Annotated in this window: 12 protein-coding genes; 2 read left to right on the forward strand and 10 right to left on the reverse strand. The window is 62.0% G+C overall.

Annotation, left to right across the window (positions count from 1 at the left end; translation table 11 throughout):
- Positions 1-41: 41 nt before the first annotated feature.
- From K5K89_RS03840 to K5K89_RS03860, 5 genes are read right to left on the reverse strand one after another with little or no spacing between them, the layout of a single operon-like run.
- Positions 42-347 (reverse strand): urease subunit beta, encoded by a 306-nt coding sequence (locus K5K89_RS03840; RefSeq protein WP_058423547.1) that lies wholly within the window; start codon positions 345-347, stop codon positions 42-44.
- Positions 344-877: a GNAT family N-acetyltransferase gene (locus tag K5K89_RS03845; protein ID WP_071491632.1), complete on the reverse strand. Its 534-nt coding sequence runs from the start codon at positions 875-877 to the stop codon at positions 344-346. The genes K5K89_RS03840 and K5K89_RS03845 overlap by 4 nt, the downstream gene beginning before the upstream one ends.
- Positions 878-882: 5 nt before the next feature.
- Positions 883-1,395, reverse strand: a complete 513-nt coding sequence (locus K5K89_RS03850) for a GNAT family N-acetyltransferase (RefSeq protein ID WP_222540884.1) — start codon at positions 1,393-1,395, stop codon at positions 883-885.
- A gap of 9 nt (positions 1,396-1,404) precedes the next feature.
- A complete protein-coding gene (gene ureA, locus K5K89_RS03855) occupies positions 1,405-1,707 on the reverse strand; it encodes an urease subunit gamma (RefSeq protein WP_003171437.1) in 303 nt (100 codons plus the stop codon).
- A gap of 3 nt (positions 1,708-1,710) precedes the next feature.
- The gene (locus tag K5K89_RS03860; RefSeq protein ID WP_222540885.1) at positions 1,711-2,550 is read right to left on the reverse strand and encodes an urease accessory protein UreD; all 840 of its coding nucleotides are present in this window, start codon (positions 2,548-2,550) and stop codon (positions 1,711-1,713) included.
- A 256-nt stretch (positions 2,551-2,806) separates the two neighbouring features.
- On the opposite strand from K5K89_RS03860, the gene K5K89_RS03865 reads away from it, so the two are divergent.
- A complete protein-coding gene (locus K5K89_RS03865; RefSeq protein ID WP_222540886.1) occupies positions 2,807-7,378 on the forward strand; it encodes a hypothetical protein in 4,572 nt (1,523 codons plus the stop codon).
- Positions 7,379-7,552: 174 nt separating this feature from the next.
- A complete protein-coding gene (locus K5K89_RS03870; RefSeq protein ID WP_222540887.1) occupies positions 7,553-13,393 on the forward strand; it encodes a DUF4329 domain-containing protein in 5,841 nt (1,946 codons plus the stop codon).
- On the opposite strand, the gene urtE is transcribed toward K5K89_RS03870, so the two are convergent.
- The 5 genes from urtE to urtA form a co-directional block, all read right to left on the reverse strand.
- A complete protein-coding gene (urtE, locus tag K5K89_RS03875; protein WP_071491627.1) occupies positions 13,383-14,081 on the reverse strand; it encodes an urea ABC transporter ATP-binding subunit UrtE in 699 nt (232 codons plus the stop codon). The two genes, K5K89_RS03870 and urtE, sit on opposite strands and share 11 nt — an antisense overlap.
- Positions 14,082-14,230: 149 nt before the next feature.
- Entirely contained in the window at positions 14,231-15,064 is an 834-nt protein-coding gene (gene urtD, locus K5K89_RS03880) for an urea ABC transporter ATP-binding protein UrtD (RefSeq protein WP_172963310.1), read from the reverse strand.
- On the reverse strand, positions 15,061-16,128 hold the full coding sequence (gene urtC, locus K5K89_RS03885; protein WP_222540888.1) for an urea ABC transporter permease subunit UrtC: 1,068 nt from the start codon (positions 16,126-16,128) through the stop codon (positions 15,061-15,063). Before urtC ends, urtD begins: the two co-directional genes overlap by 4 nt.
- Positions 16,128-17,630, reverse strand: coding sequence for an urea ABC transporter permease subunit UrtB (urtB, locus tag K5K89_RS03890; RefSeq protein ID WP_222540889.1), 1,503 nt, complete (start codon positions 17,628-17,630; stop codon positions 16,128-16,130). The genes urtC and urtB overlap by 1 nt, the downstream gene beginning before the upstream one ends.
- Positions 17,631-17,771: 141 nt before the next feature.
- On the reverse strand, positions 17,772-19,037 hold the full coding sequence (gene urtA / locus K5K89_RS03895; RefSeq protein ID WP_222540890.1) for an urea ABC transporter substrate-binding protein: 1,266 nt from the start codon (positions 19,035-19,037) through the stop codon (positions 17,772-17,774).
- Between the last annotated feature and the right edge of the window lie 38 nt (positions 19,038-19,075).

Raw genomic sequence — 19,075 nt, forward strand, 5'->3', positions numbered from 1 at the left:
CACCGTCAAAATGTGGGAGGGGGCTTGCCCCCGATAAGGCCCTAAAGATCACCCATGATCCGACCTGCAAAGCCGAATACCCGCCTGCCACCACTCAAATCCACCAACTCGACCTCGCGACTCTGTCCCGGCTCGAACCGCACCGCCGTGCCTGCCGGAATATTCAGGCGCATGCCACGACTCGCCGCCCGGTCAAACGTCAGTGCGTCATTGGTCTCGAAGAAATGGTAGTGCGAGCCCACCTGAATCGGCCGGTCACCACTGTTGGCCACGCTTAGGGTGACGGTGCGCCGGCCCACGTTGAGTTCGATGTCGCCAGGCTGGATCCGGTATTCGCCAGGAATCATGCAGGTTGCCCCAGTTTCTTGAAGTAAATGGCGGTCGGGCTGTAGCGCCCGTCCGGGCTTTGGCAGTAGTCGGGCAGTTCACCGAGCCTGGTGTAGCGCAGCGACTGGTAGAAAGCTTCGGCCGGTGAACCGGCTTCGGTGTCCAGGTACAGCAGGCCGCGCTGGTGCTGGCGTGCGGCGAGCTCCAGGGTGTGCATCAGTTGCTGGCCCAGGCCATGACGCCGCGCGCTGCTGTGTACCAGCAACTTTTGCACTTCGGCGCGGTTGAGGCCGTTGGCTTTTTGGCACAAGGCCAATTGCACACTGGCGATCACCTGTTCGTCGCGTACCACGACCCAGAGCAACAGGCTGGCGTCTTCAATACTCGCCTGCACAGTGCTCAGGTAAGCACGCGCCTGGGCCTCATCGAAGTCCGCCATGAAGCCGACCGATGCGCCGTGCCTGACGGCATCCAGCAATAGCTCGATCAAGCCCGGGCGGTAATGGGCAAAACTTTCTGCATTGACTCGACGCAGGTGCGTGGCGTTCATCGTTTTCACTCCTGGGGCTGTTCGGCGCCCGGGTTCAAGGCCAGTTGCATGAAGGTCAGGTCCAGCCAGCGGCCGAACTTGATGCCCACCTGCGGCATTTGCCCGGTGGTCACGAAGCCCAATCGTTCATGCAGGCGCACGGAAGCCAGGTTGCCGCTTTCGATGGCGGCGACCATCACGTATTTGCCGCCTTCCCGCGCACGTTCGATAAGCGCTTGCATCAGGCGTGGGCCGAGGCCTTTGCCGCGCTGGTCGTGACGCACATACACCGAGTGCTCGACGCTGTAGCGGAAGCCTTCGAAAGGGCGCCAGTCGCCGAACGAGGCATAACCGGTGACCTCACCGTTTTCCACCGAGACCAGGATCGGATATCCCTGGGCATGCCGCGCACTGAACCAGGCCTGGCGATTGCCCAGGTCCACCGGCTGTTCGTTCCAGATCGCTGTGGTGTTGAGTACCGCATCGTTGTAGATATCGCGGATCGCCGGCAAGTCGTCTTGGGTCGCATCACGAATCATGACCAGGCCTCACGCGATGGGTTGGTGGACGGTGACCAGTTTGGTGCCGTCGGGAAAGGTGGCTTCCACCTGGATGTCCGGAATCATTTCCGGGATGCCTTCCATCACCTGTTCGCGGCTGAGCAAGGTGGTGCCGTAGTGCATCAGGTCGGCCACGGTGCGGCCGTCGCGGGCGCCTTCCATCAGCGCGGCGGAGATGTAGGCGATGGTTTCCGGGTAGTTGAGCTTCACTCCGCGCGCCAGCCGGCGCTCGGCCACCAGGCCTGCGGTGAAGATCAGCAGTTTGTCTTTTTCCCGTGGGGTCAGGTCCATGGTTCAGGTACTCCAGATTCGTGGTGAAACGGCTTCCCGGCCGAGCACCGCCGGGCGCAACAAGCGCCATAAATCGATCAGCCATGCCCGCGCCAGCAGTGCTTCACTGGCCAGGCAACGGGCGACCAGCAAGCCGGGCAATTGAGTCAGGTCGCCGCGTACTGCATGGGGCAGGGTGCGGCAGTGTTCCAGTAAGTCTGTGTCGATTTCACCGGTAAGCAGCAGCGTCGCCAACACCGGCTGGCCGTCCAGCCCGATGGGCGACTCCAGCAAGCCGTCGGCGCCCACAATGCGCTGGCGTTCATGCCAGAGCAACCGGCCGTCGCGGCGGATATCCAGATGAGACTGGAAATGCCCCAGATCGAAGCGCTCGCCACTGGCCGGGCGACCCAGGGCGACCACGTCCCAGTAAAACAGACGAGCATCGCCCTGCAGGTCGATGCGCGTGGTGAGCTCGGCCTGGGCCGCGCTGAACACAATGGTTTCCTGGGGCAGCCACTCCAGGGTGGCGCCGGCTTGCACGGTGAGTTCCAGTTGCTGATAGGCAGGGCCGCTGGCGCGATACCACTTGGCCGCGCCGGGGCTGGTCAATTGCGCCCAGGCGCCTTCGGCGATATGCGCGCGGATGTCCAGTCGGTCACCGCCGGCAATCCCGCCGGGCGGGTGCACGATGATGTGCTGGCACACTTCGGGGCCTTCGGCGTACAGGTGCTTTTGCACCCGCAGCGGGCCATGGTGGCGACGCATCACCGGGCGGGTGGTGTCGCCGATACGGGCGTAGCCGAGTTCCAGCTCGGCATGCCAGCTGGGGGTGAACAGGGCGGTGGAGGCGGGCAGGTTCATGGTGAGTGCTTGACGTCGTTTTTAGACAGCTTTTCCTCTGGTGTAGCAAAGGACGTGCCGGGGAGGAGCACCGTCTAACGGTCAGTCTATGCGCTGCTGTGCGCTGTCTTGGTGCTGTCTCGGTATGGGGGCGTCAATCCATGCGCTGTTGTGGTGCGCATGTCTTAATTATCTAACGCCTCAGGGCATGTGCCTTCTTCAGGATGGTGTAACCGTGAGGGTGGCCGTCCACCCTTCTCAAAGGAGTGATCAGCACATGACGAATTCTGCCCAGGCGTTGACTGTCGAGGCGTTGCTGCATCGGCAGAGCCCGCCGTTCGCTACGTTGAACGCTGCCGCACGCTACGCGGCAACGCAGATCAACAGGGCCACGGGGCGGTCCTATGGGGGCTACATTTTTACCGATGCCGAGGGCGACTACCACGCCAGCTACCCCCAGGAAGGTGCTTTGCACGACTTTCTGTTCCCCGACGAGGTGAGCATGGAGTCGGCTGCCGACCGGTTACTGCCCCACGGCTATCTCTACGAGGCCTATTACTTCTGTGATATCGACCGTCACGCGGAAATCAAACGTCAGCGCCCCGGCTGGTCCGCCCAGCGTATTGCCTTGACGCAGAGCGTCCCATGCGCTGAGGCGGTGTTTGCAACCTACTACCACTTCAACGCGTTTTTCAGCGTGGGACCGCAAGGTTCTCTGGTGCGTTTCGCGCCGGATACTCGCGCCATGCAGAAAAGCTTTGTCGAGCGCATGCAAGCCAGGATGCAAGGGCAGGCGACGCCGGCGTTACCGTTGGCCGATGAGCCAGTCGGGGAATATATCCAGGAGCTGATGGCGGCCGGTCGAGTGTCGGTTATAGTCACCTCGCCGGTCTGGGCCGGTTGGCGCGGGGACCTCTTGCCTGGCTGGCGCCCTTACTTGGTGAACCCGGCTCCCCGCACGCCCGAACCCTACCTGGGGCCAATCCAAGGGGATGCGACTGAGGTGATGGCGGGTGTTCATGAACAACTGCTACGTCGCCCTGCCGAGCAGCAGTTGGGCTTTGTGCTCAAGCATGAAAAGCGGCAAGTGTTCATGGCAACCGAACCGGTGACGGTGGCCCGGATGGACTTCAAGCCCGCCGTTGTATTTGCGTCGGAGCGTGCTGACACGTTCAGCGTGCCACGCTCGTGGGCCTTATTCGGTGCCTTCACGTTGTGCACCGATTCGCCTGCGCCGCCACAGGTCAAGCAACCCTGGCTGTACGAGCGCTTTATCAAACCGCAAGCGCTGGCCCATGCCATCGGCGAATCCAGAGCGCAACTCGACGGCGTCGCCTTTGTACTCTATTTCAGCACCTTCGACGGTGCGCAGTTGCGACTGGTGTTCCCCAGCGTTCAGGCGTCATTAGAGTTCTATAACCCCAAGCCAACCTCGGCGCACAAAATCGACCATAACGTTGAGGCTGCGCTGATAGCGGGCACGTTGACGCCCCTGCAGTTTGTGCGCAAAGTCGCCGCGGCCGGTGAGTTGACGGTGTTGCGCACCAGTGCGCTGTGGGATGTGCCAGGACGCGTCGGCACGGACTGGGCGCCCTATGCGCGGCATACGCTGAACCTCGGTCCGGCCTTCGTGCTTGCAGACGATGCGGCGCGCTACGCCCACGAGCAGATCGGCAGTCGCCGCGACAGCGGTTACACCGGCCTGATCCTGCAGCGTGACGACCAACGTTTCGTCGCCACCGCCCCCCAGGCAAACCCAGCCGGGCGTTTCGACCTGAGTCACGTCTGCCCGGTGGATCGACAGGGCCGACCCATCGTGTTGCCGGCGGGGCACCGCGTGCAGGGTATCTGCAGCTCCCGCCGGCGCGGTGATGGCAACGGTTTGACGTGGCCGGACGAAGAGGCCGCGATTGCGGCACAGATGTTCATGGACACGGACCTGCATGGGATTTTCGGACTACAACCGGACATCCCGCTGGCCTACCTGTCGGGCTCGGCGGACAGCCTGCTGTGCTATGAGCCATTTGCGCCGGGCATGGCCCATGACCTGCGCGCCCGCGTCGCCCCTGGCGCCGGTGGCAGCCAGATTCAGCATGAATTGCGCGACGGCATACTGCAGCCCGGCGACCTTGTACGCGAAATGCTCTTGGGCGGGCGTTTGCGCGTGGTGGTGGGCAATCCGGTCTGGGGGCCTGAGGGCCAGGTGCAGAGCGACTGGTCGGGGCCGTTCGAGATGGATGAGCCCCGGGTGGCATCGCAACCACAGTTTGGACCGGTGTTCGCCACGGCCCGCGATGCCGTGGCGGAGGCTTGTGCCCGTGGGCGCACGCGCTACGCCATCAGTGCCAGTGGCCTGGGGTTGGTGATCAAACACACGGTACGCGACGAATTTTGTGCAACACAACTGCTGCCAGGGCACTTGCTGGATCGTCTCTACCATGCCAGCGAATTCGGTGCGCCTGCACTGGTCGACGATTTCCGGGTGCACGCCGTGTACTACGCCTGCCAGCGCATCGCACCGGGCCTGACAGGGCAGGACGCCTGGCTGGCCCGCCATTTCATCGACGCGCAGTCGTTCTATCACGCCCTCTACGATGAGCAGCGGGTCAGGCGCGGTGGGTTTTTGTCGCCATTGCCGCTGTACTGTTCCACGCTTGACGGCGCGCTGCTGGAGTACCACACCCGGCAAGATCCGTTTGCCTTGTTTCGCGACGAGTCCGGTGAAGTCGACCCGCACGTGCTGCCCGCCAAACTGGCGCTCACCTTGACGCCGCGCAGCTATGTTCGCCAGGTGGCGGCCAGCGGCCAATTGCTGGTGCGGGTCACCAGTGAGTGCTGGGACGTGCCGGGGCCGGTTGGGGCTGACTGGATCGGATTCGCGCACATCAGCCGCCGGCAATTGGGCCCGGTGTTCAGTTGCGCCGATGATGCCGCCCGCTATGCCTTGCAGCGCCTGGGCACACGGCGTGACCAGGTGTACGGCGGGCTGATCCTGCGACGAGCTGATGGCTTGTTTACCGCCACCGAACCTTTGCCGGTACAGGTCGAAGACTTCGCCCCGAGCTGGATTCGCCTGGATGAACTGGTGACGCAAGCGATGTTCCTCAGCGCCAGCACGTGCGTGGCGCGCTACCACTCGCGGGTAGCGGGGGAGGTGCCCTTTGCCCTCACCGAGCAAGAGCGTGCGGTTTACCAGAACATGTTTTCCACCGCGTTTCTGGCGGCGATGCTCAGCCCGTCCACCGTGCCGGCCCGGTACTCTCCCGGCCGCGAATACCTGTTGTGTGCCGACGGCGCCTTGTTGTGCTACACCGCCAGCCATAGCGCCCTCGAACAGAGCCTGCAAGGCCTGGTAACGGTGCGTGGCCGCGACAAGGCGCACCCGGAGCGCAGTGAAGTCGAACGCCGGTTTCGTGAGGGTTCCGTGACCCCCAGTGAGTTCGTCAACCGGGTCGCACGGACCGGGCAGTTGCGGGTAGTCGAGGGCAGTGCGCTGTGGGGGCCGGCGCGTGTGCTTTCGCAGTGGCTGCCGAATGCCTCTGTGCCCGAGGCCCTGCCTGTGGCCGCCGATACAGGGCTGACACCGGTGTTTGTGCAACGGGCCGACCTGCAGTTTTATCTGCATCACTTGGCCGATTCCCGCACGCGCTTGCAGTTCGGCCTGCTGTTCAAGGCGAAAAAACTTGAGCGCTATGTGGCCAGTGTACCGCTTGCAGGTACCACAGGCGCCTTGGGCCTGGACCGGGTGATGCTCGAGGGCAAGCCACCGCAGGACTATGAGTTGTTGGGGTGGTACCTGTGCCCGCCGGCGAAGCCGGATATCCTCGTGGACGATCCGCTGTACCGCAATTTTGTTGCGCCACAAGACCTGGAGCGGGCCTGGGGAGCCAGCACGCCGACCCATCACGCCTACCTGCCTGTGCACGTCTCCTGCGTGGACGGCGCCTGGCTCAGACTGACCCCCGTCAGCGCGACACCGTTCGCTCCTGGCTTGCCTGCGGCAAAGACCTGGGCACAGTTGAAGGCGGGCCGTCTGACCGCGTTGGAGTACATTCGCCAGCTAGCGAGTGCCTTGGATATACAGGTGGAACACACCAGCAGCGTCTGGAGCCAGCCGGGCAAAGTCAGCTCCGGCTGGGTTGCCAACGCAGGGGCTGGCGGCTCCCAGCCCGATCGCGGGTTATTGTTCGGGCCGATGTTTTCCCATCCCGACGATGCGGCACGCGCTTGCGCACAACGCCTCGGCAGGTTTGAGGGGCGAGAGTGGCTTGGGGCGATTCTGGTCGACACGGCAAAAGGCGCGTTCATCGCAGCGCAACCCCTTAATGACCGTGGTATCGAGTCCTCAGTGCCGCAACGCTTGTTTCTGTATGAAAGCACCCTGCTGTTTCCCGATCCGCCGGTTCCCGCCTACCCCGCAGGTTACCAACTGCAAGCCTGCCACCTGTTTTTCAAGACCATGGGTGAGGCGGCCGGCAATGACAAACTGCGCGAGCATTTTGTCGGGCGTGATGAACTGGGTTTCTACCGCAACCTGTTGAGGGTCGGCGGGGTCAAGGGGGCGTTCTGTTACCTGAGCACACGCCACGGTGCGCTGCTCAAGTACCAGCCCAGGTTTTCCCCGCCGGAAGAGGATCTGTTTACCGGGCAATTATTTTTTGGCCCGGTCGACTTCCTGCCTGGCGAATGGCTGTCGCGACTGGCCACCGATGGACGTTTGCAGGTGCTGGAGCCGGACGGTTACTGGACACGCAGCGGTGTACTGCATGTGGATTGGCCAAAGCACGACGGTGAAGAGCAACCGTCCGTTTCCGTGCAACCGCAGCGCCCGGCGAAGGATGAGTTCTGAGTCGGGTCATCGCGAGCGGCGTGCGTGACCAGACATAGTTAGTCCCCTTCGGGAATGGCGGGAGCGTTAGATGGGCGCTTCTTCCTCGACCCTTCTCGAAGGTGCTGCATGATGGACATCCATTACCTGCCACAACCCGATAGTGTTCGGCAAACCCCCATAACAGGTGGGCACATGCCCGCCCTCAGCCCACCCTTTATCAGCGCCGATGATGCAGCGTATTGGGCCCACACCCAGATAGGCAGCAAGCGCGATCGCGAGTACGGCGGTGCGATTCTCAAGCACGCCGGCCAGTACTTCGCGACAGTGCCAAAGCAGGGTGCCACCAAGCAGATAGCGCTCGACAGTGTGATCCCGATCAGAGATGGCAAGCCGGTTCTACCGGCGGATTACACCTGCTCCGGGTTTTACCATTCCCACCCTGATACCGATGATGATTTTCCCTCAAGGATGTTTCCGGCCAGGCAGCGTTCAATTCTGCGAGGCTTGTTTTCGTACCCCGACATGCAGGTCATCTTGCGCTTGAGCGGCCACGTCCCGGCGCATTATCTGTCTGGGCCAGATGGCACCTTGTTGAAATTCGTCGTGCGGACCCAGGCAAAATTGCAGGCGTTCGTTACCTTGCTTGACCCCGCCCGCAACCCGGAGATCGACTTTTTCAAGGACTATGTACCGCAGGTGGCCGAGGCCGGCGCACTGTGGGTGCTGGTGCCCAACGCTGCCTGGGGCGGTGTGCGCGGGCAGGTCAGCAAAGACTGGGTGCTCAAGGAGTGGGTGAAGAACAAGCCCTTGAAGGGCCGTGAGCGGATGCAACCGCTCTTTTCCGCTGTCTTCGCACTTTCCCAGCTGTCAGAGCTGATTGCTTTCACGGACCAGGCGTTTGACCAGCCGTTCTGGGGGTATCTGCTCAAGGCAACAGACCTCGATGAATACGTCTATGTGCCTGGCGAGGGCACCTTGGATGAATGGGGCCAGCCGCACACACTATTCCCGCGTGGTGCCGACGGTCAGACGCAATTGCCGCCCGGCTTTCTGATCGAGGGCGTCTTGATGCGTCTGGTCGATAAAACCAAGCCACCTTTTTTACCTTCGCACCTGGCACCTCTCGTCGAGTTGCTGGCGGACGCTCCCGCGCTACTTGACCCTCTGCGTCCGCCGACCCTGTTGCAAAGGCTCCCCGATGGAGGCTTGAACAGTTACAGGTTCTCGGGAACGGATGCCGAGTCGTTGTTGTTGGGCAAGGGCGGGGCGGTCGCACAGCGGCAGATCGAGAGCGGCGCGCTCACGGTGTTCCGTTACTTTGACCGTTTGGCGAGCATGGGCGAGATGGCCGTTCTGAAGGCCGGAGTAATTTGGCCGCGTGCAGGAAAGATTCATCCGTGGTTTGAAGAGTTAAGACCCCATTTCAGCCCGGATTTTCTCCGGCCCGATGACGCTGCCCGATACCTCAGTCAGCAAGTGTTGCGGCGTGACATCTCCCATTTTGGCTACATCCTGCAGCGTAATGACGGCAGGTTTGTGGCAACCGGGCTGATTACTGACATCAACCGGCTGGTGAGTATGGGGCTGTCAAAAGGGCGCGTTCTTGATGTCCTGACATTGCCTGCGGATTATCGCTATTACGGTTTTTTTGTTGCCGTGGGCAGCAACCCTGAAGAATTGAAGCGGATGCTGGCTACCCAGCCGGATGTTGAAGGAGGGCGCTCGCTGGATGAGCGTTTGCTGTTGACGCTGACGATTCCCTATCGGAACTACGTCGCCAGCCTGACGGCGGATGGTCAGCCCATTCCTTGCCTTTACTATTCGGGCACGGCGGGTTCGCTGGTCAAATATGTACGCAGTGGCAGCCCACAAGAGCGCGAGTTTCATACGGCGCTGAAAGCGATCATCGACACCGGTGTCTTCAAACCTCGCGTAGATGGTTTCCGCGGTACGCCCTTGCAAGTCGTCAGCAAGATGGCAAGCCTGGGTGAATTTCATGTTATCGAGACCAATGCTGTCTTCGGCGACTCCCGTGGCAGGCTGCCTGTAACATGGAATGCGTTTGAGCCATTTGTCTCCATGTCTCCTGTCGATCCGCCGTACAACTGGATAGTGCCTTTCCCGGAACAGGCCGCAGAAGTGGCACACGGGCAGTTCGGCCTCACGCCGCAGCTGCGACAAGTCGCCTTTATTTTGAAAGCTACCGAGGCCCAAGCGTACTTCTCGACGCAGCCTGCGCCCGTCGGTAACCGGATGTTTTCGCCGTCGTCGGTTTTTACCCAGGATGCCAAGGGCGATCCAGCGATACCCGAGGGGTATGAGGTCCATGGGATGTGCTACCAGGCGCTGCCTGACCTTGGGATGAAAACGCTTCAACACTGGTTGTACGAAAGCTTTGTCGCGCCGCAGGACCTGGCGGCTGCAATCGCCCAGGCCCGAGAATCGAAACGGGCGCTGCGCACGCTCTACTTGAGCACGCGGGACGGCGCGCAGCTGCAATACCGTTTCAGCGGGACGGGGTTGGAGAGCCAGCTGTATAGCGTCACGCCCACCGGAGAGGTCAACGATAATGGCCATCAGGCGAGCTTGCGCTCTGGGGCCGTGACCCCCACGGAATATGTACTTCGGGTTGCGGCGGCGGGCGAGCTGTCGGTGTTGGTGGCTGGCAAGCTGTGGGATGTCAAAGGCCGCGTGGAACAAAACTGGCGGCCCTTTGCGCGCTACCGCATGCCGGAGTTCAGTCCACCGTTTCTGCAGGCCGATGATGCTGCACGGTTTGCCCATGAACAGGTGGGTTCCGATCGTTATGGTGAATACTGCGGTTGCATCCTCAAGACACCCGACCAGCGTTTCGTCGCCACGCTGCCGGTGGCGTGCATGGAGGAGCAGCGGTTTGCGATCGGCACGGTGTTTCCTGCTGACCACAGCGGTGTGCTGTTGGTCCCTGAGCCCTATGTGATTTACGGGCAGTACGCGTCATGTCGGTCGGTTGCTCGGCTGGACAAGGCCCGCATGCAGCGCAACGGCTGGTCACGTGAGCAGGCCAGTGTCGATTGGCAACTGTTCAGCGATGCTGATCTGCGCAACCTCATCGGCAACCGGCATTGGGTCTCCACCGGCTACCTCTCCTGCGACGAGGACGCCCTGATTGCCTTTGACCTCACGGGCGCCAAGGAGCAATTGGATGAATTGAACCCAGACACCTCCTCGGCGCCCCGCGAGCCGCAGGCCAGAGTGCGGCACTTGTCGGCCATCGGCTTGCGCATTGTGCTCGGCAGCCCTTTGTGGGGATTACCTGGCGGTGCTTCATCAACCTGGCGCGCTTACGCGCCAGCGGCGACGTTTGAAAAACCGCAACAGGCGGCCTTCGGTGCGGTGTTTTCCTCTGCCAAATCTGCTGTCATAGATGCTCACATGCGGTTGCGACGTAGCTATCAATCGGCGCAGACGGCTTTTGCCTTTCTCCTCAAGCACATCCACAAAGATGAATATGTGGTGAGTGAGGCTGTTCCCGCAGATGCCACCAACCCGCTGTTTACCCTGGCAAGCTTGTTTGGTAGCCAGGATGACGGAACGTTCATTTACCCGTCGGCGTTTGCTCTTCACGGTCTGTTCTACGTGCGCCGATGGATGCCCGATAATTTGCAAAATCCACAGCGATGGTTGGCCAGGTATTTCTTGTCTTCTGCGGACTTGTACAGCGCCTTTCAGGCCGCCAGGCGTTGGCGCGACAAGGGCAGCAGCGTGACCTTGCCTGTATTTATTTCAACCCTGGACACTGCACTACTCCAATACCAGACGGCCGTTTCGACACGGTTGTTTGATCCGGAAAAACAACCTTCCGGCCTCTTTGAAGACGTGCATACCCTTCTAAGTGGTGGCCAGTTGTCGGCTCAGGAATTTGTCAAAAAAGTCATCGGCATGAGCTGGCTCAGCGTGCTTGTGCCCAGCGAATGCTGGGATGAGGACATCGCCAGGCTAGGGAACGATTGGGGCCCTTATGCCGACTTCAGTCGCAGGGCATTGAGCCCGGCGTTCTTTCACCAGGCAGATGCGCTGCGCTACGCCCACCAGCGCCTGGGCAATCGCCGAGACAGGGTGTACGGCGGCTTGTTGCTCAAGCGCGTCGACGGCCTGTTTGTCGCCACCGAGCCGCTGCCTGTCGCGACCGAAAACTTCGATCCCAAATGGATCCTGCCCGATGAAGATGTGCGTGCGGACTGGTTGGCACCAGGCATGACCCTGGTGGCGCGCTATCGTTCGCGGCAAGACGTACTGCCCTCCTTTGTGCTGGACGAGGATGGCGAGGCGGTCTATCGAGCGATGTTTTCCACCGATGTGCTGGGCACGGCGCTTACGTGCCAGCACCTGTGGAGCCATGAGTACCTGTTTGGGTTGGATGGCTCGGTGATCGGTTTCAGTTGTAAAAGCGCAATGGACGCGACGCAGCAAGATCCGCTTGCCAATGACCTTGATGTACTCCGGCGGGCATTGGCACCGGCTGAGCAAACGCCTCACGACCCGCTGAGCAATGCCCTCGAGAAACAGCTGCGCGACGGTAGCCTGACGCCTGTCGAGTTTGTCAATCGGGTGCTCGAGGTCGCCTCGATGACCGTAGTGCAAGGCAGCGCGCTATGGGGCAACGCTCAGGTGCTGGGCCGCGGATGGCTGCCTGCACGTGGTTTTATCACGCCTGATCGGTTCATCCATGCCACAGCCGATCGTGCCTTGGGGCCGGTGTTCAGCCATATCGATGATGCTGCGCGCAACGCCCATGAACGCGCTGGAGAGCGAGATCGCCTGACCTACGGTTTTATCTTCAAATTGGCCAATGGGCACTGGATGGCCAGCCTACCGGTGGACGGGGAGAACCGGCGTTTTCCCTACGACAGGGTGTTGCTGGGCGGGCATTTGCCGGTGGGCTGTACGGTGGCGGCACTCTACCTGTGCGCCCCGGCCCGGCAGCCGGAAGAATTATTGGCATCACCGGTCTATCACGCCTTCATCCCGCCGAGCCTGCTGCGTGCCGCGTTAGCGGTGGTGCGTACGAAAAATGCCGGGGCTGCGCCTTATCTGCCGTTGTACCTGTCCTGCGCCGACAGCGCCCTGCTCAAATACCGTGCCTCACGCCTGGACAGTGACTGGGCCACCGAACCGCAGTTGCAGGCCTACATCCGCATGTTGAATGGGAACTTCAACCCTCAAGACTACATACGCCAGGTCGCCCGGGCCGGTCAGCTCGAGGTGCTGGTGACGGGGGCAATCTGGGCAGGCCAAGGGCCGGTGTCACAGTCCTGGAGTGACGGTGCACCCACTACGGTCGCCGAAGATCCGGATGCGCGGGTGGTGCTCGGGCCGCTGTTTTCTCACCCGGACGATGCCGCGCGTTATATGTGGCGCCGCTCACCGGCCGTTCCAGGCAAGGCCAGCATGGGGGCTATCCTGAAAAATGCTGCGGGCAACAGTTATCTTGCCAGTGAGCCGGTGGACGACAGTGGTCCCAGTGTTTATGTGGGGCTGCGCATGAATACGAGTGCCTATCGGCACCTGTTTGGCGGGGTGATGAACCTGATTGAAGGCTCTCAACCGCGTCCCAGATACCCCGAGGGCTATCACGTCATGGGGGTGCAGCAACTGCATAAATGGGACGTCAGCCTGGAGCGCCTGAGTGACCGACATGAACAAGCCATCGCCGAAAACTTTATCTCACAGAGGGAGTTTCGGTTTGTGGTCGACATGTTAAGGCAGGATAAAGTGGCTGGCGCCCGCTACTACTTCACTCCCAGAAATGGCGCCCTGTTGGTCTACGCGCCCAGTTTCGAGCGCGTCGAGCACGACCTGTTGCTGTCTGGCTGGATCGACCCCGAATCGGACAAACCCCGGCTCAAGACCAGCGAAGTCCTCACGGTCTTGTTCAATTCCGGCCGGTTGCATGTGTTGGAGCCCGACTGTTTCTGGCAGCCCAAGGGGCATGTCGCCTCACGGTTTTTGATGGCGTTGCGTAAAGCGCAGCAGGCTCAACTCAGATCGTGACGAGGCCACGCACACCCTCGCTTTCCATCTGGTCTCCGCGCCCCTGCTGCACGATCTCGCCCCGGGACATCACCAGGTACTGGTCGGCCAGCTCGGCGGCGAAATCGTAGAACTGCTCCACCAGCAGGATCGCCATGTCGCCGCGTGCGGCGAGCTTCTGGATCACCGCGCCGATTTCCTTGATCACCGAAGGCTGGATGCCTTCGGTGGGCTCATCGAGGATCAACAGGCGCGGCCGGCTGGCCAGAGCGCGGCCGATGGCCAATTGTTGTTGCTGGCCACCGGACAGGTCGCCGCCGCGCCGGTGTTTCATTTGCAGCAACACCGGGAACAATTCGTAGATAAAGGCCGGCACCTCCCTGGCCTCCTTCGCGCCAAAACGCGACAGCCCCATCAGCAGGTTTTCTTCCACCGTCAGCCGACCAAAGATTTCCCGGCCCTGGGGTACGTAGGCGATACCGGCGTGCACCCGCTGGTGCGGCTTGAACGCCGTGATGGCCCGGCCTTCCCAGGTCACCGCGCCTTCCTTGGCCGGCAACAGGCCCATCAGGCACTTGAGCAAGGTGGTCTTGCCCACGCCGTTGCGCCCGAGCAGGCAGGTGACTTCGCCGACCTTCACGTCAAAGGACAGCCCGCGCAGGATGTGGCTACCGCCGTAGTACTGGTGCAGCTTGTCGACTTGCAACATATCCAAAACCTCCTCGATCCCCCTGTGGGAACCGATTCAAATGTGGGAGCTGGCTTGCCTGCGATAGCGGACTATCAGTGACAACTGTTTGGCTGATCCGTCGTCATCGCAGGCAAGCCAGCTCCTACATAAAGCAGTCTGTGGCAGCCTTATCGGCCGAGATAAACCTCGATCACCCGCTCATTCTCTTGCACCTGCTCCAGCGACCCTTCGGCCAGCACACTGCCCTGGTGCAACACCGTCACATGGTCGGCAATCGAGCCGACAAAGCCCATGTCGTGCTCCACCACCATCAGCGAATGTTTGCCCGCCAGGCGCTTGAACAGTTCGGCGGTGAATTCGGTCTCGGCGTCGGTCATGCCCGCCACGGGTTCGTCCAGCAGCAACAGTTGCGGGTCCTGCATCAGCAGCATGCCGATTTCCAGGAACTGCTTCTGGCCGTGGGACAGCAACCCGGCCTGGCGCGGTGCGCAGGCGGTCAGGCGGATGGTGTCGAGTACTTCATCGATGCGATCTTTCTGCTCGCCACTCAGGCGTGCGCGCAGGCTGGCCCACACCGATTTGTCGGTCTTCTGCGCCAGTTCCAGGTTCTCGAACACGCTCAGGGCCTCGAACACCGTGGGTTTCTGGAACTTGCGACCGATGCCGGCCTGGGCGATCTGCACTTCGCTCATGCCGGTCAGGTCGAGGTTTTCGCCAAACCAGGCGGTGCCGTGGCTGGGCCGGGTCTTGCCGGTGATCACGTCCATCAGCGTGGTCTTGCCCGCGCCGTTGGGGCCGATGATGCAGCGCAGTTCGCCGACGCCGATGTACAGGTTCAAGGCGTTGAGTGCCTTGAAGCCATCAAAGCTCACGCTGATGTCTTCCAGGGTCAGGATGGTGCCGTGGCGGGTGTTCAGGCCCTTGCCGGCCGCCTGGCCAAGGCCGATGGCGTCGCGGCCGCTGCCCGCATCGAAAATGGGTTCCAGCATGACGTTCCTCATTTCTTCAACAGGCCGATAACGCCCTTGGGCAGGTACAGGGTGACGAGGATGAACAGCGCCCCGAGGAAGAACAGCCAGTACTCCGGGAAGGCCACGGTGAACCAGCTCTTCATGCCATTGACCACGCCAGCGCCGAGCAATGGGCCGATCAGCGTGCCGCGCCCGCCCAGGGCCACCCACACGGCGGCTTCGATGGAGTTGGTCGGCGACATTTCGCTGGGGTTGATAATGCCCACCTGCGGCACATACAGCGCCCCGGCCAAACCACACAACACCGCGCTCAACACCCACACGAACAGCTTGAAACCACGCGGGTCGTAGCCGCAGAACATCAGGCGGTTCTCGGCATCGCGCAGCGCGGTCAGCACCCGGCCGAACTTGCTCTGCGCCAGGCGCCAGCCGATGTACAGGCTGGCCACCAGCAAGGCGACGGTGGCGACAAACAGCACCGCCCGCGTGCCCGGCTCGGTAATGCCAAACCCGAGGATGCTGCGGAAATTGGTGAAGCCGTTGTTGCCGCCAAAGCCGGTCTCGTTGCGGAAAAACAGCAGCATGCCGGCGAAGGTCAGGGCCTGGGTCATGATCGAGAAGTACACGCCCTTGATCCGCGAACGGAAGGCGAAGAAGCCGAACACCAGCGCCAGCAACCCTGGCGCGAGCACCACCAGGCACAAGGCCCAGAGGAAGTGCTCGGTGCCCACCCAGTACCACGGCAGTTCGGTCCACGACAGGAAGGTCATGAACGCCGGTAACTCATCGCCGGCGGCCTGGCGCATCAGGTACATGCCCATGGCATAACCGCCCAGCGCAAAGAACAGGCCGTGACCGAGGGACAGCATGCCCGCGTAGCCCCACACCAGGTCGAGGGCGAGGGCGACAATGGCGTAGCAGAGGATCTTGCCCACCAGGGTCAAGGTATAGGCCGAGACATGAAAGAGATTGTCCGGCGGCAACAGCGACAGCAACGGCAGTGCGAGCAGCACCGCGAGGATCACCGCGCCGAGGGCGATCGTCAGCTTGGGGCCGGCCTTTTGCGTGGCCGTGAGCATCAATGGCTGGTTCATCAGTCGATCACCCGTCCTTTCAGTGCGAAGAGGCCCTGCGGGCGTTTCTGGATAAACAGAATGATCAGCGCGAGGATCAGGATCTTGCCGAGCACGGCACCGATCTGCGGTTCCAGGATTTTGTTGGCGATGCCCAGGCCGAACGCCGCCGTGACGCTGCCGGCCAACTGACCGACGCCGCCAAGCACCACCACCAGGAACGAGTCGATGATGTAGCTCTGGCCCAGGTCCGGGCCGACGTTGCCGATCTGGCTCAGAGCGACCCCGCCCAGGCCTGCAATACCCGAGCCCAGGCCAAACGCGAGCATGTCCACGCGCCCGGTGGGCACGCCGCAGCAGGCGGCCATGTTGCGGTTCTGGGTGACCGCACGCACGTTGAGGCCCAGGCGGGTCTTGTTCAGCAGCAGCCAGGTCAGCAGTACCACGCACAGCGCAAAGGCGATGATCACGATGCGGTTGTACGGCAGCACCAGGTTGGGCAGCACCTGGATACCACCGGACAACCACGCCGGGTTGGACACCTCGACGTTCTGCGCGCCGAACACCAGGCGCACCAGTTGGATCAGCATCAGGCTGATGCCCCAGGTCGCCAGCAGGGTTTCCAGGGGCCGCCCGTAGAGGTGACGGATCACCGTGCGCTCCAGGGCCATGCCGATGGCGGCGGTGACGAAGAACGCCACCGGCAGCGCGACCAATGGGTAGAACTCGATGGCCGCCGGTACGTAGCGTTGCATCAGCAGTTGCACCACGTAGGTGGAGTAGGCACCCAGCATCAGCATCTCGCCGTGGGCCATATTGATCACGCCAAGCAGGCCGAAGGTGATCGCCAGGCCCAGGGCCGCGAGCAGCAGGATCGAACCCAGGGACATGCCGCTGAAGGCTTGCCCGAGCAGTTCGCCGATCATCAATTTGCGCTTGACCTGGGCCAGGCTGGTTTCGGCGGCGGTATGTACGGCAGCATCGCTTTCAACGCCCGGCGCAAGCAGGGCTTCCAGGCGCGTGCGGGCCAGCGGATCGCCGGTACTGCCGAGCAAACGCACGGCATTCAGGCGAATGGCCGGGTCGGTGTCGACCAGTTGCAGGTTGGCCAGTGCCAGGCTGAGGGCGCTGTGCACCTGCTCATCGGTTTCCGTGGCGACTTGCTGGTCGAGGAATTTCAACTGCGCGGGTTGCGCGCTTTTCTGCAAGGTCTTCGCGGCGGCCAGACGCACCTTGGGGTCGGCGGCGAGCAGTTGCTGGCTGGCCTGCACGTTATCGATCAGGCCGCGCAGGCGGTTGTTCAGGCGTACGGTCCTGGTCTCACCGTTGACGGTGAGCTGACCTTGTTGCAGGGCGTCCACCAGCTCGATGCGCGCCGGGTCAGGCTGGGCGGCCCAGTCCTGGAGCAGTTTGGCTTGTTGGGTGGGGTTGGCGGCCAGGAAGTCTTCGGCGTCGCTGGCGTGTGCGGCCAAAGGCAGCAACAGCAGGGCCGTGAGGATGAAGCGGTACAGGGCAGTAGGCATAACAAAATGTCCTGATCACGCGCAAGCTTGATGTGGGAGGGGGCTTGCCCCCGATGGCGGTGGGTCAGTCAGCACACGCAGAGCCTGACACTCAGCTATCGGGGGCAAGCCCCCTCCCACATTTTTATCTGCGCTTGGGGCTTAGTTACTTTTCACCGCATAGTCCGGCTTCTTGTCATTGCCGGGGATGTAAGGGCTCCACGGTTGTGCGCGGATCGGCTCCTGGGTCTGCCACACCACCGAGAACTGCCCATCGGCCTGGATCTCGCCGATCATCACCGGCTTGTGCAGATGGTGGTTGGTCTTGTCCATGGTCAGGGTAAAGCCCGATGGCGCGGCGAAGGTCTGGCCGGCCAGGGCTTCGCGCACTTTGTCGACATCGGTGGACTTGGCTTTCTCGGCAGCCTGCGCCCACATGTGGATGCCCACGTAGGTGGCCTCCATCGGGTCGTTGGTCACGGCTTTATCCGCGCCCGGCAGGTTGTGTTTCTTGGCGTAGGCTTTCCAGTCGGCCACGAACTTCTTGTTCACCGGGTTCTCCACCGACTGGAAGTAGTTCCAGGCCGCCAGGTTGCCCACCAGGGGCTTGGTGTCGATACCACGCAATTCTTCTTCGCCCACCGAGAACGCCACCACCGGTACATCGGTGGCTTTCAGGCCCTGGTTGGCCAGCTCTTTGTAGAACGGCACGTTGGAGTCGCCGTTGACGGTAGAGATCACCGCGGTCTTGCCGCCGGCGGAGAACTTCTTGATGTTGGCGACGATGGTCTGGTAGTCGCTGTGCCCGAACGGGGTGTAGACCTCTTCGATGTCTTTATCCGCGACGCCCTTGGAGTGCAGGAACGAGCGCAGGATCTTGTTGGTGGTGCGCGGGTACACGTAGTCGGTGCCCAGCAGGAAGAAGCGCTTGGCCGCACCGCCTTCTTCGCTCATCAGGTACTCCACCGCCGGGATCGCCTGCTGGTTGGGCGCCGCGCCGGTATAGAACACATTCGGCGACATCTCTTCGCCTTCGTATTGCACCGGGTAGAACAGCAGGCCGTTGAGTTCTTCGAACACCGGCAACACCGATTTGCGCGACACCGAGGTCCAGCAGCCGAACACCACGGCGACCTTGTCCTGGGTCAGCAACTGGCGGCCCTTCTCGGCGAACAGCGGCCAGTTGGACGCCGGGTCGACCACCACCGGTTCGAGCATCTTGCCGTTCACGCCGCCCTTGGCGTTGATCTCGTCGATGGTCATCAGCGCCATGTCTTTGAGCGAGGTTTCGGAGATCGCCATGGTGCCGGACAACGAGTGCAGGATGCCGACCTTGATGGTCTCGGCGGCCTGGAGGGTCCAGGTCATGCCCATGGCGGCAATGGACGCCGAAAGAGTGAAAGCCTTGATCAAGCTACGACGCTTCATGGTGCGATCTCCGTGAACTCAAGATTGTTATGAGAGGG

The organism is Pseudomonas sp. DR208 (assembly GCF_019823005.1).
Lineage (GTDB): Bacteria > Pseudomonadota > Gammaproteobacteria > Pseudomonadales > Pseudomonadaceae > Aquipseudomonas > Aquipseudomonas extremorientalis.